Below are 18,035 nucleotides of genomic sequence, written 5' to 3' on the forward strand. Positions count from 1 at the left end.
GGATTCTCCCTTGCAGGGCGCACTGGCTTCTGCAGAAGCCAGTCGTTCCGCAGGCATAGAGCATGCTCTATGAAACCCCTGCTACACCCTACGCCAGAATGACAAACTAAGAATTACCTTCTAACACACTCCTCCACTCCCGTATTGCCACCCTTAAACGCCGGTTCAAAATAAAACTTCCTGAACTGCAATCTGCCATTGGCACCCTTCTTAAACTCCGCAATCCCGGTGCCAAAATCATTTGTCTTGCCACCATACTCGCCATTTTCTATCGGCAAGGCAAAGTGCATCGCCGCATGCATGCCATTTGCCGCCGCGTGGCCTTTATAGAGTCCATAATCAGGCACTTCCAACTGAAAGTCATAACTGGTATCTGCACCCTTGCTATGCTCCTTGCGCAACTTCATCGTCACTATGCCGGTATATTCCCCTTCATGTGCATCCTCTCCACGGCAATCATAGATGCCGCTGAGATCAACCGCATAAGCATTGGTGACTAGTAATCCCATCATTAGCGCTGCAAAATATTTCATATTCTTTTTCCTAACATTATTCAGGTGGACGCACCCGTACAAAGCTGGCAAATTTTGGTTTGCCCTTTTTAGTGATATCACGGTAAGTATAAGTGACCTGGCTGCCGATTGGTGGCGGATTCGCACGTTCTGCATCACTAAAACCTGTACCTAACTTGAATTGCAATCCATCCGGCATTTCTACAAGTAAGGCACCCATTTTACCAACGTATTTGCCTTTGCCGGGCACATGCGCAATCACTGTGGCTTCGGCATCCAGTTGTGGTTTGAGTTTAAGTAAAGCATGATTGCGGCCGGTGAGATATGGCGCATCAGCACGATGCAACATCAGCCCTTCCCCGTGTTTTGCAACGACGTTATCGAGAGTGCGTTTCAGGGATTGTTCATCTTGCACATGAAATTGTTTAATGGCTTTCAGGTAGGGGCTGCTTACTTTTCGTGCGAGTTGCTCCAGCTGCCGGGCGCGATCTGCGAATGAGCCTTCTGCATTCGGTAGCTCGAATACGTAATAAGTCACTTTTCGCCACGCCGCATCTTCCGGCACTGTTTGCCTGACGGTAGCCGACAATAATTCAAATTGGCCGCGCGCTATCCATAACTCGCCATCCAGTGCCTGAGCGGGGAATTGTTTGGTGAACCAGGCTGGTGCGTGAATCGGATGTCCCTGACGGCTGACTAATTGCTTGCCATCCCAGACTGCGCGGATGCCATCCAGTTTTTCGCTTACCAGGTATTCGCGGACATCTAAACCTTGCTGGTAGATATGCGCCAACAGGATATCCGGCGCTTTAGCAAAGGCTGGAAAAACCCACAAAGTGAATACCAAAATGATGCAGGCTTTAATGATGCTCATCCAATTACCCCTGAATAATTAATTTAAATTAACAAGAGTAAACTACATCAGTCTGGTGATTTCGGCAATATTTCTTATTTATAAAGCAAAAAATTAAAGTAGTTTATATCTAATAATCAAAGTACTTGGCACCATAACTTATCGTGATGCATGAGGTCCATCCATAAGGCTATCAAGCTCAATACAACCAGCATCATGCCACTGATACGCATGCCGGTGGTTTCTTTAAACCACTTCGGTAATGCCTGCTGGCCAGACTGCCATAGCACAGGCACGATCGCCATCACGGTGGCAGAACCGATAGCGAATGCCATCATGACCAATGCACCTTGCAGCCATTGCGATTGCAGGGAGGCCAGCATCACGGCCGAATATAGCAAGCCGCACGGTAATAAGGCCCAGACCATGCCGGTAAACAGAAAATTAAATCTGGCGTGCCGGGTGTGTTGTTTAATCCAGGCCCAGACCTTTTGTGCACCCTGCACTGCCCATTGCGGTTGTTGACCGGTGACCAGCAACAAAAAGCCCCAGGCGAAAATCAGGGTATGCGAAAACGTCCACAAGGGCTGGAACACTTGGCTTTGATTGGACAACCAGGCCAGGCCACGCAGGCTTTGCGCGGCTAATGCGCCTAGCGTGCCATAACCAAGCATGCGCCCCAGGTAAAAGCTCCAGGGGACAGTCTTTACAAGGCGTATCGGGATGGATTTAACGTGGGAAGGAGTTTGCATGGCGCCGCAAGCTGCACCACACATGGCTATGCAGTGAGGCCCGCCTGCCAGCCCCATGACGAAGGCGGTCAGGAGTAAACTGGCTAACATGCCGGCAGTTTAAAGGATTTTGGAAAACCTTGCACGGTTGGCATCGTGCTGTAAATAACGGTCAAATACCAAGGCAATGGCGCGGATAAAGAACCAGCCTATCTCAGTCACCTTGATCCCATCTTCTTCTATCATGATTAGGCCATTTTTTTCTTTTTCTACAAGTTCTTGAAGCTCTGACTTAAAGTATTCTCTAAAGTTTATCATGTAAGATAATTCTATGGACTCATAGCTTAACTCGCCATGACACATGATGGCCATAATCACCGCACGGCGGATCAGGTCATCACGGCTGAGGGCCAGGCCACGGACAATCGGCAATTGTTGTTGATCCAGACAGTCATAATACTCTTCCAGCGTTTTGGCATTCTGGCTGTAAGTCGCCCCCATTTTACCAATCGCTGACACACCTAAAGCCAGGATATCCTGGTCAGCCATGGTGCTGTAACCCTGGAAGTTGCGATGCAACCTGCCCTGCTGCTTGGCAATGGCCAACGCGTCTTCAGGCAAGGCAAAATGATCCATGCCTATGTAGACATAACCTGCCTGCATCAACTGCTGAATGGCTTCTGACAACATCTGGATTTTATCAACCGCATAAGGTAAATCATCCTGCAATATACGGCGTTGCGGTTTAAAGCGTGAAGGTAAATGCGCGTAGCCATATAGTGCAATTCGATCTGGCTTTAAGGTAATTATCTGTGAAATGGTTTGCCTGAAAGTAACAGGTGTTTGCTTGGGCAAACCGTAAATCAGGTCAGTGTTCAATGACTGAAAACCTATCTCGCGCGCTTGACGCATCAGGCTGGCGACTTGTTTGTACGTCTGGATGCGATGCACAGCTTCCTGCACATCGGCATCAAAATCCTGCACCCCAAAACTCAGGCGATTAAAGCCGAGGTTTCGCAAATGTTGCAAACGTGCCTGGTCTACCGTGCGTGGATCTATTTCAACCGAATACTCACCTTCTGCGCTGAACGTAAATGCCTTTTTCAACATGCGCACCAGACTGGATAATTCTTCATCACTAAAGAATGTAGGTGTGCCACCTCCCAGATGTAACTGGTTGACCTTTTGCTGCTGACCTAATGATTGCAGATGCAAATCCAGCTCGCGTTGCAGGTAGTCCAGGTAAATTGCACTTTGCTCATAGCGCTTGGTGACGATCTTGTTGCAGGCGCAGTAAAAACACAATGATGCACAAAACGGTATATGTACATATACCGACAACGGTTGCGTCCAGCTGTTGATATTGCGCTGCTCAATCGCCTTGCAATAGGTCGCGGCATCAAACGCCTCAACAAACCTGTCTGCCGTCGGGTAAGAGGTATAACGGGGTCCCGAGACGTCATAACGCTCGATATGCTCCTGCGTAATCATCAACGTTTGTTTCATAGCTAGCAAACTGTTTCCTGTCCGGTTGGGTTGACTGTAATACCTGTCATGCAATGGGATTCACTTTGCCACAAAGTAATTGACGGCTACTTGATGCACATCAAATGGATAGCGGTCGTGCGCGCGCACAATAGGGTCACCTAAAAAATGGGAAGAGAGCTCACAACATGTTCAATGAAACATCAAGCCAGGACGCGTATAATTTGGCAGATACTCAACACCAGTCCAGGATTGTCTCTATGCATACTGAGCCAAGGCCAATTGAACACCAGCAAGCCGATGCCAAACAACCGGAATCCAGTTTCAAAGTCGCCTGTTCTAACTGCAACCTGCGCGAACTTTGCCTGCCCATAGGCCTGAGCTCAGATGAAATGCAACAGCTGGATGGCATGGTCGCCACCCGCAAAAAAATCAAGCAAGGTGCGCATCTGTATAGCAGTGGTGATGCATTTACCATGCTGTACGCGATTCGTACCGGCTTTTTTAAGACTTGCGTGGTTTCTGAAGATGGTCGAGAACAAGTCACCGGTTTTCAGATGGCTGGTGAAATTATGGGCCTGGATGGCATCGTTAGCGATAAACATAACTGCAATGCGATTGCGCTGGAAGACGCCGAAGTGTGTGTGATGCCGTTTAACCACGTAGAAGACCTTTCACGGCAAATCCCGATGCTGCAACGCCATGTGCATAAAATCATGAGCCGCGAAATTGTGCGTGAAAATGGCGTCATGATGCTGTTAGCCAATATGCGCGCTGAAGAGCGTCTGGCTGCTTTCCTGCTGAATTTACTGCAACGCCTGCACGCGAGGGGCTACTCAAAAAGCGAACTGATCTTGCGTATGACGCGCGAGGAAATCGGCAGCTATCTAGGTATGAAACTGGAAACGGTCAGCCGCACATTTTCCAAGTTCAGCGAAGAAGGTATTATCGAAGTCAAACAGAAGAATATCCGCATCCTGGATCACGACAAGCTGAAAGCGATCTTTAACGCCAGCACCTGCTAATGCAAATATAAGTGCGAGTCATCCAGATCCAAGCTCAAGCGCTATTCAATAAGCTTACAACCTACTTAAGACAAAGCGATACAGGATTATGCGGGGGAGACTGCGCGCACAGGAGCTTCACGTGCGCGCATTTTTAGTTAGAAATAAGTAGTGAGTTAGTGTTTAGTCATCAGCCGGTTTCATACCGGTTTGTGCGTGGTTGCGTGCCGCAATGGCAGGTGCCATACCATCTCTCTCAGCATCCAGTGTTTTATTGATTTCAATCCCTTTGCGGTAATAGTCGTCAATCGGTGGATCAGGATGGGTAATCGCCAGATATAGCGTGATAAAGGAAGCCACTATCACTAATGCCGGGCCACCAATAATCAGCCAGACATAGGGGTTTTGGTACCATTTTTGTCGATCAGCCATCTGTGTTCCTTTGTGCATAATGCTTTGTGCCACGCTGCTCTACTCCTTTTGTTCGTACCTGGTTACCCATTAATTACTGGGCACGATAAATACAGACTTTTCCTTGATGGTTTCTTTGGCTTGAATATCTGTCATTTCAAACAAAATCTTGTGCGATCCGGCACGTATTTCACCATCCGGCAACTGTATCTCTACAATGACATTGCGCTTCTCAAAAGGTTTGAGCGCTTTGATTTGCTGGACATTGTTATCTGAGAAATGAACGGCCAAGTCAGGTATACCGGTGACTTTCAGATCGTAATCCCGCATCTCTTCAGTCTCATTTTCCAGCTTGAGGTTGTAGACGTTCTCAATCTTGCCATCATTGGTATAACGCGCCATCACTGCGCGGTCACGCAATACATCCAGCCTGAAATCAGCTTTGTAGTAGATGCTGACAACCATGCCGACAACCAGGGTCATGAGAATAGCTGAGTAAATCAGCACACGTGGCCTTAACAAACGCGCCAGCATCTGCTGGCGGCTCCAGCGGTTATCCATGCCGTTTTGCGTGGTGTATTTGATCAGGCCTCTGGCATAGCCCATTTTATCCATGACATCATCACAGGCATCAATACAGGCACCACACCCGATACACTCATATTGCAATCCGTTGCGGATATCGATACCGGTCGGGCATACCTGCACACAAATATTGCAATCGATACAACTGCCCAGGCCATTAACGTTTTCGCTGGCTTTTTTAGAACGTGCACCGCGTGGTTCGCCGCGAGCTTCGTCGTAGGTCACGTTCATGGTATCGCCATCAAACATGGCGCTCTGGAATCGCGCATACGGGCACATGTATTTGCAGACCTGCTCGCGCATATAGCCTGCGTTGCCATAGGTGGCAAAGCCGTAAAAACACACCCAGAAGGTTTCCCAGCCACCAGCCTGGAATTGCAGCAAGCTCGGCACCAGCTCGCGCATGGGCGTGAAGTAACCAACAAAGGTGACGCCAGTCCATAACCCAAATGCTATCCAGGCGAATTGCTTCAGGGATTTACGCGTCACCTTGTTGAGATTCCATTTGCTGTCATCAAGGCGCATACGCGCAATACGGTCACCCTCGATTTTCTGCTCCATCCACATGTAAATCTCGGTGTATACCGTTTGTGGACAGGTGTAGCCACACCATAACCGCCCGGCAATGGCGGTGAACAGGAACAGCGAAAGCGCTGAGACAATCAGCAGGAAGGCCAGGTAAATCAAATCCTGCGGGTGAAAGATCAGGCCAAACACATAAAAGCGCATGCCTTCCAGGTCAAACAGCATGGCCTGGCGGCCATCCCATTGCAGCCATGGCACACCGTAGAAAAACAGCTGCGTGACCCACACCATGACCCAGCGCCAGTTGTTGTAAAAACCTGAAACACTACGTGCGTATACCTTGTCTTCAGATTTATAAAGCGAAAAAACCACCTCCTGCTCAGGAATGGTGGTTATTTTCACAGCGTTCTTTCCAATGTCACCCATGGATTTCTGCATGCCTTACTTGTTTGAAAGACCCCAAACATAAGCAGTCAGCAGATGGATTTGCTCAGGACTGAATTTCTCTTCCCAGGCTGGCATCTGGTTGGTTTTACCTTCATGGATACGTTTGATAATGGCCGCTTCACCCTGGCCATGCAACCAGGTGTTGTCTGTCAGGTTAGGTGCACCAATCATCTGGTTACCTTTGCCTTCAGCGCCATGGCAGGCTGCACATACCACGAATTTATCCTTACCGGCATTGGCACGACCGGAGTCATGGATACTGCCAGACAGGCTTAATACATAGTTAGCCACGTTTTTAACGTCTTCTTCGCTACCGACAGCGGCTGCCATTGGCGGCATCATGCCAATACGGCCTCCGGTGATGGTTTCCTTGATTCTTTCCGGGCTGCCACCGTACAACCAGTCAGTGTCAGTCAGGTTAGGGAAACCACGGCTGCCTTTGGCATCAGAACCATGGCAGGCTGCGCAGTTATTCAGGAAAATACGCTTACCGATATCACGCGCTTCTGGGATCTTGGCAACATCTTCCACTGGCATCGCCGCATATTTGGCATACAGCGGTGCAATTTTTTCGTTGTTTTTGGCTTTTTCGGCTTCGTACTGTTTAACGGCAGTCCAGCCAAATTTACCCTGGTATTCACCCAAACCCGGGAACAGGAACAGGTAAGCCAGACCAAAGATGACGGTGATGATAAACAGGCCAACCCACCACATTGGCAGCGGGTTGTTCATCTCTTTAATACCGTCCCACTCGTGACCATTGGTATTATCACTGTCCAGCGTCACTTTTACGCGGCTGGCGAAAATCAGCAAGCCAACACAAAACGCAATGCCACCCAGGGTAATGGTCGAAATCCAGATCGGCCAAAATCCACTTACAAAATCATTCATGATGTTTTCCTTAACCTTTTTGCAGAGGTTTTAGTCTTGATCGAACGGCAGGTTCTGCGCGTCCTTGAAATTTTTGGAATTGCGGTTGCGCCATGCCCACACTGCGATCACTACAAACAATACAAAGGTCAGTAATGTAAACAGTATGCGTAATATGCTGATGATGTCCATGGCGCAACTCCTTATTTAAGATGAGTACCGAGTACCTGCAGGAATGCCACCAGCGCATCCATTTCGGTTTTGCCTTTAATGGCCGCACTACCCTCTTTGATCTGTTCATCGGTGTATGGCACGCCTACTTTACGCAGCGCAGCCATGTGGTCACCAATCGTTGCATCATCCACCAGATTCTCATTCAACCAGGGGTACGCCGGCATGATGGACTCAGGCACGACGTCGCGAGGCTGGTTAAGGTGTACACGGTGCCAGTCATCGCTGTATTTACCGCCTACACGGTGCAGGTCTGGACCCGTACGCTTGCTGCCCCACTGGAACGGATGGTCATACACATATTCACCCGCGACAGAGTAATGGCCATAACGCAATGTTTCAGCGTGAAACGGACGGATCATCTGTGAGTGACAGTTGTAGCAACCTTCACGCAGGTAGATGTCACGACCAGCCAGCTGCAATGCGGTGTAAGGTTGCAAACCACGGATAGGCTCTGTCAGTGTCTTCTGGAAAAACAAAGGCACGATTTCTGCCAAACCACCGAAAGAGATGGTGATTAAAGTCAGCACGATCAGCAAAAAGTTATTGGTTTCGATCTTCTCGTGCAGATTGCCACTATTTTGTTCATGAGATGCCATGATGAATTCCTTAAGCGTGTGCAACCACAGCCGGTATTTCTACCGTGGCTGGTTTGCCGCTAGTTGCTGTTTTATAGGTGTTCCACAACATGATGACTAAACCGCTCATGTACAGGAAACCACCAATCGCACGTGTGAGGTAGTACGGGAATTTTGCTTTTACGCTTTCTACAAAGGTATAAGCCAAAGTACCGTCAGCGTTCATCGCACGCCACATCAACCCTTCCATCACACCGGAAATCCACAATGCTGAGATGTATAACACCACACCAATGGTCGCCATCCAGAAATGCACTTCAATCGCTTTTACGCTATACATCTGTTTCTGGCCGAACAGGCGTGGAATCAGGAAGTACAGGGAACCGATGGAGATGAAACCCACCCAGCCCAATGCACCAGAGTGCACGTGACCTACGGTCCAGTCAGTGTAGTGAGATAACGCGTTCACTGTTTTGATCGCCATCATCGGGCCTTCAAAGGTACTCATACCGTAGAAAGACAATGAAACGATCAGGAAGCGCAAGATAGGGTCTGTGCGCAGTTTATGCCAGGCGCCGGACAAGGTCATGATACCGTTGATCATACCGCCCCAGCTTGGTGCAAACAGGATCAGGGATAACACCATACCTAAAGACTGGGTCCAGTCAGGCAATGCGGTGTAATGCAGGTGGTGAGGACCCGCCCACATATAAGTAAAGATCAGCGCCCAGAAGTGGACGATAGACAAGCTGTAAGAATACACAGGACGCTCGGCTTGCTTTGGCACGAAGTAGTACATCATGCCCAGGAAGCCCGCTGTCAGGAAGAAACCAACCGCGTTGTGACCATACCACCACTGCACCATCGCGTCTTGTACACCTGCGTAAGCAGAGTAGGACTTGAACCAGCCCGCAGGGATCGCCGCACTCTCAACGATGTGCAACAAAGCCACCGCCAGGATAAACGCCCCGTAGAACCAGTTGGCCACGTAAATATGCTTGACCTTGCGGATACCGATGGTACCGAAGAACACTATCGCATACGAAATCCATACGATCGCAATCAGGATATCAATTGGCCATTCCAGTTCGCCGTACTCTTTACCCTGGGTGTAACCCAAAGGCAAGGAGATGGCCGCAGCAACAATCACTGCTTGCCAGCCCCAGAAAGTGAAACTCGCCAACTTATCACTAAACAAGCGGGTCTGGCAGGTACGCTGTACGACATAGTATGAAGTCGCGAACAAAGCACAGCCACCAAATGCAAAAATCACGGCATTGGTATGCAGTGGTCTCAAGCGGCCGAAAGAGGTATATGACAAGCCCAGGTTTAAATCAGGCCACACCAGCTGGGACGCAATAATCACGCCCATCAATGTGCCAAACACACCCCAAACCACTGCCATGATTGCGAATTGGCGAACTACTTTGTCATTGTAGGTCGCCGCCTTCACGGTTGCATCTTGCATGGATTTCTCCCAATCATTAAAACAAACACCCAACATGAAAAAACTACTTTTTTTGATGTATGCCCAATGTCGCACACATTAAGTGGCGACGATTTGACACATATCAATCCTGCTCTAATATTCGGGATCCTTCTTCTTCCAGATCCTCAAATTGTCCTGTATGGATGGCCCACCAAAAACCACCCAGTATTACAAACACCAGCAACACCGCCAGCGGTATCAATAAAAACGCAATTTCCATGGAGCTATGCCTGACCTTTCTGCCAGCCGGACTTATTCCAGTCCGTCAGCCGCAATGCATTAAGCAACACCAACAGCGAACTGACCGCCATCCCTAAACCTGCCAACCAGGCAGGTAGCAGCCCCATGATCGCCAGAGGCACTCCGGCAGCGTTATAAAGCGCTGCCCATAACAAATTTTGTTTGACGATGAGGATAGTTTTCTTACAGTGCGAAATGAGCGAAACCAGCACACCGATATCATTACCCAATACCACCATATCGGCTTGTGCCTGCGTCAAAGGGACGCCGGTACCCATTGCAATAGAAGTATGCGCTGCTGCAATGACAGGGCCGTCATTCAAACCATCACCAACCATTAAAACTTTCCGCCCCTGTTTTTGCAGCAACATCACGTGTTGCAGCTTATCTTCTGCTTTTTGCAGACCTGACGCACTCTGAATACCGAGTTGTAATGCCAGATTTTTTACCGGCGCTATTCTATCACCAGATAACAGTTGAATATCAAGCCCTTGTGAAATTAATTGTGAAATTGCCGCCTTGGCATGTGGCTTCACCTGCTCGGTCAACGTAAATCGCGCCACCATCACGTTGCCAGCCATTAAATACACTTGGCGCTCTGCCCCAATATCCGATTCCATCACGCCACTGAACTGCGCATTGCCCAGTTTCACGGCTACAGCAGCTTCGGCTTGCGTATCCAGGGTCGCCGAAATACCGCCACCGACAACTTCTTGCCAGTCATGCATGACCAGGTCAGTGAGCGCATCTTGTTGTACAGCATAAGTATGCAGCGCCTTTGCCACCGGGTGGAGGGAATCGCGGGTGATCGAAGCCAGCATATCCAGAATCAGGGTATTGCCCCAATCAGGATGTGTTTCAGCCAACTGTACCTGTTGCAGATTCTCGGTCAGCGTGCCGGTTTTATCAAACACGATGGTATCGATTTCACTCATGGCCTGAATCGCCTGCAAGCGGCGGATCAGCACACCACCTTTGGCAAACGTGCCCGCACTGGCCAGCATCGCCGCCGGTGTCGCCAGAGACAACGCGCATGGGCAAGTCACCACCAACACCGCGACCGCCGACATCACGGCTTTGGCCGGGTCTATAGACCACCAGTAACCAACTGCCACCAACGCGGCTAACAACACGCCCCACAGGAAAGGTTGCGCGACTTTGTCAGCCAGCAAAGCAATGCCAGGCTTTTCAGTCGATGCGGATGCCATTAAATTCACCAGCGCATGGTATTGCGTGCCCTCGCCCACCTGCTCAACCTGCATCTCAATCACTGAAGTCAGGTTGCCGGAACCGGCAATGACCTGCGCCCCGGTTGGTTTCATCACTGGATCAGATTCGCCGGTAAGCATGGATTCATCGGCACTGGTATTGCCGACAATGACCTTACCATCTGCCGCAAATATCTCGCCTGGGCGAACATACAGAATATCGCCTACATTGATATTGTTGGCCGCAATCTGTACCCACTCGCCTGTTTCACTTTTTTTCAGCACTGCATGCGGCAAGCGGCGCATCATGTTTTCCAGTGCACCGGCGGTACGGTTGCGCAGTTTCACATCCAGCCAGCGCCCGATCAGCAGGAAACTGACGAACATGGTGAGTGAGTCGTAATACACCACATCACCCCACCAGCCGCCAGGCGCAAAGGTTGCCAGTGTGCTCATGACAAAGGCAGTGATAATGCCAAGCGACACCGGCACATCCATACCGAGCTGGCGCTGCTTGAGACTAATCCAGGCTTGGGACAAAAACGGCGTTGCCGAGAACAGCATCACCGGCAACGTCAGCACCCATGATGCCCACTTCATCAATTGCACCATATCCGGTGCCATGTCATTGCTATCGGCGGTGTAGGTCGGGTAAGCGTACATCATGACCTGCATCATGCAGAAAACCGCGACTACCAGCCGCCAGAGCATCTTGCGCTGCTGGACGGTTCTATCGGTAATGGCGTTGTATTCGTTGACCGGCATAGCGGTATAGCCAATCTCATCCAGATTGGCAAACCATTGCGAAGGGGAAATTTTTTGTGCATCCCAAACCACGCGTACGCGTTTCGAAGCTGCGCTGGCGTACACTGCAAGTACACCGGGAAGTTGCTTGATGGTCTGCTCAATGCGCCCGCTGCAAGCGGCGCAGTGCATAGAATCGACCCAGACGTGCGAGGTCCACACATGCGAAGAACTGGCATCACGCTGGCTAAAACGTTCCCATTCGGACTGGATATCCAGCCCTTGCCAGGGATTTGCACCGCTCAGTGCTTGGGACGCTGCCATTGCAATATGGACCATTCGTGAAACATTATACAACTTTATATTATATGATTGAATATAATATAAAACAATGATTTAGCCGGGATTTGAAATGTTTATTAACACCGAAAACGGCTGTATTTTCTTTGATTTAGCGCAAGGAATTGCTAAATAAGACAACCCAGTTATGACAAATGTCGGCGCATTCCGTTCCGGGACATCATCATTCAGTGTGCATTATTTGACACGCATACCAGGTTGCGCTCCACTGTCTGGTGAAAGAATATACGGTCCGCCACGCTCATCACTGGCTGCCAGTACCATGCCTTCACTCATGCCGAACTTCATCTTGCGTGGCGCGAGGTTTGCCACCATCACGGTCAGGCGTCCGACCAGGGTGGCGGGGTCATAGGCAGACTTAATGCCTGCAAATATCTGGCGCGGCTGTGCTTCGCCAATATCCAGCATTAATTTCAGCAGTTTTTCTGCGCCTTCCACATGCTCGGCACTGACGATTTTTGCAATGCGTAAATCCACCTTGGCAAAATCATCAATCGAGATATAAGCGCCCTCTTCTGCTGGCTTGCTTTCGACTTTCGCCTCAGCTTTAACGACTGGCGCAGCTTCAGTTGCCTGCAAGTTTTCCTTGTTGGCTTCCACCATAGCTTCGATCTGCTTGCCTTCCAGACGCGTCACCATATGTGAATACGGCTGTATGGTTTGCGAACCCAACCCAAATGCCGCATCGGCCCACTGCAAAGGTTCGACATCGAAGAAAGCCTCAACAGCCGCTGCAATATTTGGCAGCACCGGCTTCAGGTAAATCGTCAGCAGGCGGAACATTTCCAGCGCGTTACTGCAAATGGCATGCAATTCCGGCGATTTACTTTCATCTTTCGCCACCACCCATGGAGCCGCCTCCGCCACATACGCATTGGCTGCATCTGTCAGTTTCATAACTTCGCGCAAGGCACGCGCAAAATCACGCGCTGTAAAAGCTTCAGCAATCGCCGGTGCAGCAGCACGCATATCATCGATCACCGCATGCTGGGCAGGAATGATTTTGTTGTCGAATTTCTTGGCAATGAATCCGGCAGTACGGCTGGCAATATTGATGTATTTACCTACCAGGTCGCTGTTGACACGTGCGACAAAATCTTCCAGATTCAGGTCGATATCTTCCATACTGCCATTCAATTTGGCGGCATAATAATAGCGCAAATACTCAGGATTCTTGACGTGATCCAGGTAACTGCGCGCAGTTATAAACGTGCCACGCGACTTGGACATTTTCTCGCCATTCACGGTCAGGAAACCATGTGCAAATACCTGTGTCGGCGTGCGGTGACCGGAATACTCCAGTGTCGCTGGCCAGAACAAGGCATGGAAGTAGAGAATGTCTTTACCGATAAAATGATACAGCTCGGTGGTGGAATCCTTTTTCCAGTATTCGTCAAAATCCAGGCCTGCTTTAGAACACAGATTCTTGAAACTGGCCATGTAACCAATCGGCGCATCCAGCCACACGTAGAAATACTTACCCGGCGCATCCGGAATCTCAAAACCGAAATAAGGCGCATCCCGCGAAATATCCCAGTCAGATAACTTGTTCTCACCCGCTTCGCCCAGCCACTCATTCATTTTATTGGCAGCTTCAGCTTGCAACGTGCCGGAGCGGGTCCAGTCACGCAAGAAATCCACGCATTCGCTTAATTTAAAGAAGTAGTGCTCAGTCTCTTTACGTACCGGTGTCGCGCCAGACACTGCAGAATAAGGATTGATTAATTCTGTCGGGCTGTAAGTGGTGCCGCAGACTTCACAGTTATCACCATATTGATCCTTGGAGTGGCATTTGGGGCACTCACCTTTGATAAAGCGGTCCGGCAAAAACATGCTTTTAACCGGATCAAAATACTGTTCAATCGTCTTATTGGCGATCTTGCCATTAGCCTTGAGCGCACGGTAGATATTACCGGACAACTGGCGGTTCTCTTCCGAGTTGGTGGAATAGTAGTTATCAAACTGCACCAGGAAATCGGCGAAATCCTGGCTATGCTCAACATGCACCTTTTCGATCAGCGCTTCTGGCGTGATACCTTCTTTTTCCGCCCGCAGCATGATCGGTGTGCCATGCGTGTCATCCGCGCAAACGTAATGCACAGTATGGCCCTGCATTTTCTGAAAACGCACCCAGATATCGGTTTGAATATATTCAACCAGATGCCCCAAATGGATACTGCCATTGGCATAAGGAAGTGCAGAAGTGACCAATATTTTGCGTGTCATGACACCGTAACCAAAACTTAAAACGACTATTTTAGCAAACCCGTTGCGGTTTCAACGAATCTTTATGCCATTCGACACTACATAATCACTCGCCGTAAATCATATTGCCTGCGATTAGCAGGCAATATAATGAGTAGCAATGCCACAACCATTTATTGCAGCAACATTGGCGAAATCAATAATGCTTGATTGGCCTTAAGCTTTGGCAAAGAATGATTACGCTCACAATTCACTAACTTTTAGGAATCAGCACAGCACTCACAGTATGAATCACACCATTATCGGCATTGAGTTCATTGCCTTCCACTGCAACATTATTTACTTTTACGCCTTCGGTAACAGATAGCTTCAAATTTGTGCCTTCTAGTGATTTTATTTGACCGGCACTCACATCAGCCTGTGTAATTTTTCCAGGATATATATGATAGCTGAGCACTTTTTTCAACTCGGTTGGGTTAGCTAATAATGCATTTAATTTGGCTTTGGAAAGTTTGGCAAAGGCAGCATCATCGGGTGCAAACAAGGTAATCGGCCCATCGCCATTCAAGGTGCTTTCAAGGCCTGCCACTTTTACCGCTTTTAAAAAAGTTTTAAAGCTGCCATCTTGTTGAGCTGTTTGTAACAAGGTATCTGCATAGACAACACTGGAAAGGCTCATGGCCAGGGCAGTGAGTGCGAGTATTTTTTTCATATTATTTTCTCCTGATAAATGGGTAACTTAAATGTTCGGGCACAAATCTCTGTTACCGATGTATCCACATTATCCGTGGAGCCTTACGGCTAACTTACCAGAGCATACTTATAGCTTACAGCCACCTTACTGGCCTGACGGAGAACGTACCTTGGCACCTAATTTAATGTCTAATCGCATAGAGTCTGCATGACTAGGAGTGCTCAATGGAGTAAGATACCCGCTCTCTTTAGTCAGGCATTACCTCAGGAATCCCAGGCATGGCCATCAGCGAATTATTGATTCAAAGCACCTTAAAACTTTGCATAGACCCAAACACTGGTAAAGATTTTATCAGTGCCAAATCCATCAAAAATATCCAGATTAACGGTAATGATGTCAGCCTGGATGTAGTGTTGGGCTACCCGGCACAAACCCAGTTTGATGTGATTCGCCAGCAAGTGGCGGATGCACTGAGAACTATGGATGGCATAGGCAACATCACGGTCAATGTCGGTTCGCGTATCGTGGCACACAGCGTACAGCGTGGTGTTAACTTGCTACCCAATGTGAAAAACGTGATTGCCGTGGCATCAGGCAAAGGTGGCGTTGGCAAATCCACCACCTCAGTGAATCTGGCCTTGGCATTGGCGGCTGAAGGTGCAACTGTAGGCTTGCTGGATGCAGATATCTACGGGCCTAGCCAACCGCAAATGCTGGGTATCAGCGGACGCCCGGATAGCGCCGATGGTAAAAGCATAGAACCTATGCGCGCACATGGTATTCAGGCCATGAGTATCGGTTTTCTGGTAGACACTGACACGCCTATGGTCTGGCGCGGGCCTATGGTGACGGGTGCGCTGGAGCAGTTATTAAGAGATACCCGCTGGCAAGATTTAGACTATCTGGTGATTGATTTACCACCAGGCACCGGCGATATCCAACTGACCCTGGCTCAGAAAATCCCGGTCACTGGTGCGATTATCGTCACGACGCCACAGGACATTGCCCTGCTCGATGCGCGCAAAGGTCTCAAAATGTTTGAGAAAGTCGGCATCCCTATCCTGGGTATTGTCGAAAACATGAGCACGCATATTTGCACCAACTGCGGTCATGAAGAGCATATTTTTGGCGCGGGTGGCGGCGAATTGATGGCTAAGGATTACAACGTGGATCTGCTGGGAAGCTTGCCGCTGGATATTAATATCCGCATGCAGGCGGATAGCGGCCAACCGACTGTGGTTGCTACCCCGGATAGCAAAATTTCAAGCACGTATAAACAGATCGCCCGCAAGGCGGCCAGCAAGATTGCGATTGCCAATTTGGACCATAGCGCCAAGTTCCCCAACATTGTGATTCAAAAAACCTAGAAAGAAATCGCATGACCATCCGTGAGCACCATATCGCAGAAGACCTGATTGGCGCGCAGTACGAGGCCATGGATGAGCGTACACAAAAAGTGGCGAGACAGCTGACCGAGCGCCGCCATATTTCACGTAACCCATCACAAAAATCCGGCCAACCTTCCGATCTCGGCCAGCGTGCGGCGGATGCCGTGGCGCGTTTTGGTGGGTCATGGACATTTATTTTTGCGTTTATTTTTGTTCTCGTTGCGTGGGTTATATTGAACTCTGTCATCTTGCTTCACTATGACCGTGCATTTGACCCCTACCCTTACATCCTGCTCAATTTGTTTTTATCCATGCTGGCATCGATACAGGCGCCGATTATATTGATGTCACAAAACCGCGAAGCCGAAATTGACCGTAGGCAGGCCGAACATGATTACGAAGTGAATCTCAAAGCAGAATTAGAGATTCTGCTTTTACACGAGAAATTGGATGATTTACGCGAGCACCAGTGGCAGGAGCTTATTCAGTTTCAGCAACAGCAAATTCAATTACTGGAAAAATTACTCACTGAAAAGAGTAGTAAATAAAGCATCTAAATTAAAGTATAAAAAAAAGCGCCTGTGGGCGCTTTTTTTATTTTCGCTATAACTACAGTTCTATTTCAGCTCAACACCGAAACAGTACACATCCACTCCGTTTGGCGACTGAATCAGTGTTGCCGGGATCGCAACACCTTTACGCCAGTTATCAACCGCCTCTTGTTTGCCGGCACCAGTCACCAGAAACATGACTTCGTTGGTATTGTTCAAACGGTCCTGACTAATGGTAATCCGGTCGGCAGGTGGTTTTGGCGAGTTGTAGACTGGCACCACGTCAGCAGTGTTATCAACCAGCTGGCCCGGGAACAGGCTCGCAGTATGGCCATCTTCGCCCAGCCCTAGAATGACCAGGTCAAATGTACGCACACCTTTTAAAGTCTGTGCATACGCCTTGGCACCTTCAACATTGCCCAACTCAGCAGGGATATCATGAATCTGGCTTCGTGGAATCGCTACGTGGTTTAGCCAAGCTTCACGCGCCATTTTGCTATTGCGCTCGGCATGATCGGCTGGCAGGCATCTGTCATCGTTATGATATATATGCCATTTTGACCAGTCTGCATCGGCTTTCGCCAGTAACTGATAGACAGCTTTAGGCGTACTGCCCCCAGCTAACACCACCAGGAAATTACCATGCTTGGCGATGGCTTCATCAGCTGCGGCTAAAATGCGCTGTAAAGCTGCCTGGTTAATTTCATCTTGTGATTGAAAAGTGTGCCAACGTGTTTGAGAGTTCAAAGACATAAAAAACCTGTAAGAAAACGATACAAAACAACTTTAAGTCATTCACAAAAACACTTTGTGACATTTTTGTTAAATAACAAAATGCAGCCTTTCAGTCGCTGGCTGCATTTGTTATAATTATAACCGACTCGACATGATAATTCTGCAAAATTATCAAATAACCCGCTCGGG

General features: G+C 48.9%; 18 protein-coding genes. 3 read left to right on the forward strand and 15 right to left on the reverse strand.

Annotated elements, in window-relative coordinates:
• Positions 1–113: 113 nt before the first annotated feature.
• The 4 genes from ASG24_RS01700 to hemN form a co-directional block, all read right to left on the reverse strand.
• On the reverse strand, positions 114–533 hold the full coding sequence (locus tag ASG24_RS01700; protein ID WP_055867170.1) for a hypothetical protein: 420 nt from the start codon (positions 531–533) through the stop codon (positions 114–116).
• A 16-nt stretch (positions 534–549) separates the two neighbouring features.
• The gene (locus ASG24_RS01705) at positions 550–1,386 is read right to left on the reverse strand and encodes a DNA ligase (RefSeq protein WP_055867173.1); all 837 of its coding nucleotides are present in this window, start codon (positions 1,384–1,386) and stop codon (positions 550–552) included.
• Positions 1,387–1,502: 116 nt separating this feature from the next.
• On the reverse strand, positions 1,503–2,207 hold the full coding sequence (locus tag ASG24_RS01710) for a sulfite exporter TauE/SafE family protein (protein WP_055867176.1): 705 nt from the start codon (positions 2,205–2,207) through the stop codon (positions 1,503–1,505).
• A gap of 9 nt (positions 2,208–2,216) precedes the next feature.
• The gene (gene hemN, locus ASG24_RS01715; RefSeq protein WP_055867179.1) at positions 2,217–3,602 is read right to left on the reverse strand and encodes an oxygen-independent coproporphyrinogen III oxidase; all 1,386 of its coding nucleotides are present in this window, start codon (positions 3,600–3,602) and stop codon (positions 2,217–2,219) included.
• 239 nt (positions 3,603–3,841) lie between these two features.
• Here hemN and fnr point away from each other — a divergent pair, with 239 nt between their 5' ends.
• Entirely contained in the window at positions 3,842–4,606 is a 765-nt protein-coding gene (gene fnr, locus ASG24_RS01720; RefSeq protein WP_055867184.1) for a fumarate/nitrate reduction transcriptional regulator Fnr, read from the forward strand.
• Between the two features lie 162 nt (positions 4,607–4,768).
• Here the strand turns inward: fnr and ASG24_RS01725 are convergent, their stop codons facing one another.
• From ASG24_RS01725 to ASG24_RS01770, 10 genes are all read right to left on the reverse strand, one after another.
• A complete protein-coding gene (locus ASG24_RS01725) occupies positions 4,769–5,017 on the reverse strand; it encodes a FixH family protein (protein ID WP_055825635.1) in 249 nt (82 codons plus the stop codon).
• A 69-nt stretch (positions 5,018–5,086) separates the two neighbouring features.
• The gene (gene ccoG / locus ASG24_RS01730) at positions 5,087–6,532 is read right to left on the reverse strand and encodes a cytochrome c oxidase accessory protein CcoG (protein WP_055867187.1); all 1,446 of its coding nucleotides are present in this window, start codon (positions 6,530–6,532) and stop codon (positions 5,087–5,089) included.
• Between the two features lie 15 nt (positions 6,533–6,547).
• On the reverse strand, positions 6,548–7,444 hold the full coding sequence (gene ccoP / locus ASG24_RS01735; protein ID WP_055825641.1) for a cytochrome-c oxidase, cbb3-type subunit III: 897 nt from the start codon (positions 7,442–7,444) through the stop codon (positions 6,548–6,550).
• Positions 7,445–7,474: 30 nt separating this feature from the next.
• Entirely contained in the window at positions 7,475–7,615 is a 141-nt protein-coding gene (locus tag ASG24_RS01740) for a CcoQ/FixQ family Cbb3-type cytochrome c oxidase assembly chaperone (RefSeq protein WP_055825643.1), read from the reverse strand.
• Positions 7,616–7,626: 11 nt separating this feature from the next.
• Complete coding sequence (ccoO, locus tag ASG24_RS01745; RefSeq protein ID WP_055825648.1) at positions 7,627–8,253, reverse strand: cytochrome-c oxidase, cbb3-type subunit II; 627 nt, start codon at positions 8,251–8,253, stop codon at positions 7,627–7,629.
• 10 nt (positions 8,254–8,263) lie between these two features.
• Positions 8,264–9,700 carry a cytochrome-c oxidase, cbb3-type subunit I gene (gene ccoN / locus ASG24_RS01750; protein ID WP_055825652.1) on the reverse strand — a complete coding sequence of 479 codons (1,437 nt, stop codon included), beginning with the start codon at positions 9,698–9,700 and terminating at the stop codon, positions 8,264–8,266.
• A 103-nt stretch (positions 9,701–9,803) separates the two neighbouring features.
• Positions 9,804–9,941, reverse strand: a complete 138-nt coding sequence (ccoS, locus tag ASG24_RS01755; protein ID WP_055825655.1) for a cbb3-type cytochrome oxidase assembly protein CcoS — start codon at positions 9,939–9,941, stop codon at positions 9,804–9,806.
• 4 nt (positions 9,942–9,945) lie between these two features.
• Complete coding sequence (locus ASG24_RS01760; RefSeq protein ID WP_055868381.1) at positions 9,946–12,237, reverse strand: cation-translocating P-type ATPase; 2,292 nt, start codon at positions 12,235–12,237, stop codon at positions 9,946–9,948.
• A gap of 213 nt (positions 12,238–12,450) precedes the next feature.
• Entirely contained in the window at positions 12,451–14,499 is a 2,049-nt protein-coding gene (gene metG / locus ASG24_RS01765; protein ID WP_055867190.1) for a methionine--tRNA ligase, read from the reverse strand.
• 232 nt (positions 14,500–14,731) lie between these two features.
• Complete coding sequence (locus ASG24_RS01770; protein WP_055867193.1) at positions 14,732–15,190, reverse strand: fasciclin domain-containing protein; 459 nt, start codon at positions 15,188–15,190, stop codon at positions 14,732–14,734.
• Between the two features lie 260 nt (positions 15,191–15,450).
• On the opposite strand from ASG24_RS01770, the gene apbC reads away from it, so the two are divergent.
• Both apbC and ASG24_RS01780 read left to right on the forward strand, forming a co-directional pair.
• On the forward strand, positions 15,451–16,539 hold the full coding sequence (gene apbC / locus ASG24_RS01775; RefSeq protein WP_055825664.1) for an iron-sulfur cluster carrier protein ApbC: 1,089 nt from the start codon (positions 15,451–15,453) through the stop codon (positions 16,537–16,539).
• Between the two features lie 11 nt (positions 16,540–16,550).
• Entirely contained in the window at positions 16,551–17,108 is a 558-nt protein-coding gene (locus ASG24_RS01780; RefSeq protein ID WP_055867195.1) for a DUF1003 domain-containing protein, read from the forward strand.
• Between the two features lie 69 nt (positions 17,109–17,177).
• On the opposite strand, the gene pgl is transcribed toward ASG24_RS01780, so the two are convergent.
• On the reverse strand, positions 17,178–17,864 hold the full coding sequence (gene pgl / locus ASG24_RS01785; protein ID WP_055867197.1) for a 6-phosphogluconolactonase: 687 nt from the start codon (positions 17,862–17,864) through the stop codon (positions 17,178–17,180).
• Positions 17,865–18,035: the final 171 nt, after the last annotated feature.

Source organism: Methylophilus sp. Leaf414 (genome assembly GCF_001425425.1).
In the GTDB taxonomy this organism is placed as follows: Bacteria; Pseudomonadota; Gammaproteobacteria; order Burkholderiales; family Methylophilaceae; genus Methylophilus.

Coding starts and splice junctions, on each gene's coding strand:
- pgl (WP_055867197.1), bottom strand. CDS start 17,864: ATGTCTTTGAACTCTCAAACACGTTGGCACACTTTTCAATCACAAGAT.
- ASG24_RS01705 (WP_055867173.1), bottom strand. CDS start 1,386: ATGAGCATCATTAAAGCCTGCATCATTTTGGTATTCACTTTGTGGGTT.
- ASG24_RS01780 (WP_055867195.1), top strand. CDS start 16,551: ATGACCATCCGTGAGCACCATATCGCAGAAGACCTGATTGGCGCGCAG.
- ASG24_RS01740 (WP_055825643.1), bottom strand. CDS start 7,615: ATGGACATCATCAGCATATTACGCATACTGTTTACATTACTGACCTTT.
- hemN (WP_055867179.1), bottom strand. CDS start 3,602: ATGAAACAAACGTTGATGATTACGCAGGAGCATATCGAGCGTTATGAC.
- ASG24_RS01760 (WP_055868381.1), bottom strand. CDS start 12,237: ATGGCAGCGTCCCAAGCACTGAGCGGTGCAAATCCCTGGCAAGGGCTG.
- fnr (WP_055867184.1), top strand. CDS start 3,842: ATGCATACTGAGCCAAGGCCAATTGAACACCAGCAAGCCGATGCCAAA.
- ccoP (WP_055825641.1), bottom strand. CDS start 7,444: ATGAATGATTTTGTAAGTGGATTTTGGCCGATCTGGATTTCGACCATT.
- ASG24_RS01700 (WP_055867170.1), bottom strand. CDS start 533: ATGAAATATTTTGCAGCGCTAATGATGGGATTACTAGTCACCAATGCT.
- metG (WP_055867190.1), bottom strand. CDS start 14,499: ATGACACGCAAAATATTGGTCACTTCTGCACTTCCTTATGCCAATGGC.
- apbC (WP_055825664.1), top strand. CDS start 15,451: ATGGCCATCAGCGAATTATTGATTCAAAGCACCTTAAAACTTTGCATA.
- ASG24_RS01725 (WP_055825635.1), bottom strand. CDS start 5,017: ATGGCTGATCGACAAAAATGGTACCAAAACCCCTATGTCTGGCTGATT.
- ccoN (WP_055825652.1), bottom strand. CDS start 9,700: ATGCAAGATGCAACCGTGAAGGCGGCGACCTACAATGACAAAGTAGTT.
- ASG24_RS01770 (WP_055867193.1), bottom strand. CDS start 15,190: ATGAAAAAAATACTCGCACTCACTGCCCTGGCCATGAGCCTTTCCAGT.
- ccoS (WP_055825655.1), bottom strand. CDS start 9,941: ATGGAAATTGCGTTTTTATTGATACCGCTGGCGGTGTTGCTGGTGTTT.
- ccoG (WP_055867187.1), bottom strand. CDS start 6,532: ATGGGTGACATTGGAAAGAACGCTGTGAAAATAACCACCATTCCTGAG.
- ccoO (WP_055825648.1), bottom strand. CDS start 8,253: ATGGCATCTCATGAACAAAATAGTGGCAATCTGCACGAGAAGATCGAA.
- ASG24_RS01710 (WP_055867176.1), bottom strand. CDS start 2,207: ATGTTAGCCAGTTTACTCCTGACCGCCTTCGTCATGGGGCTGGCAGGC.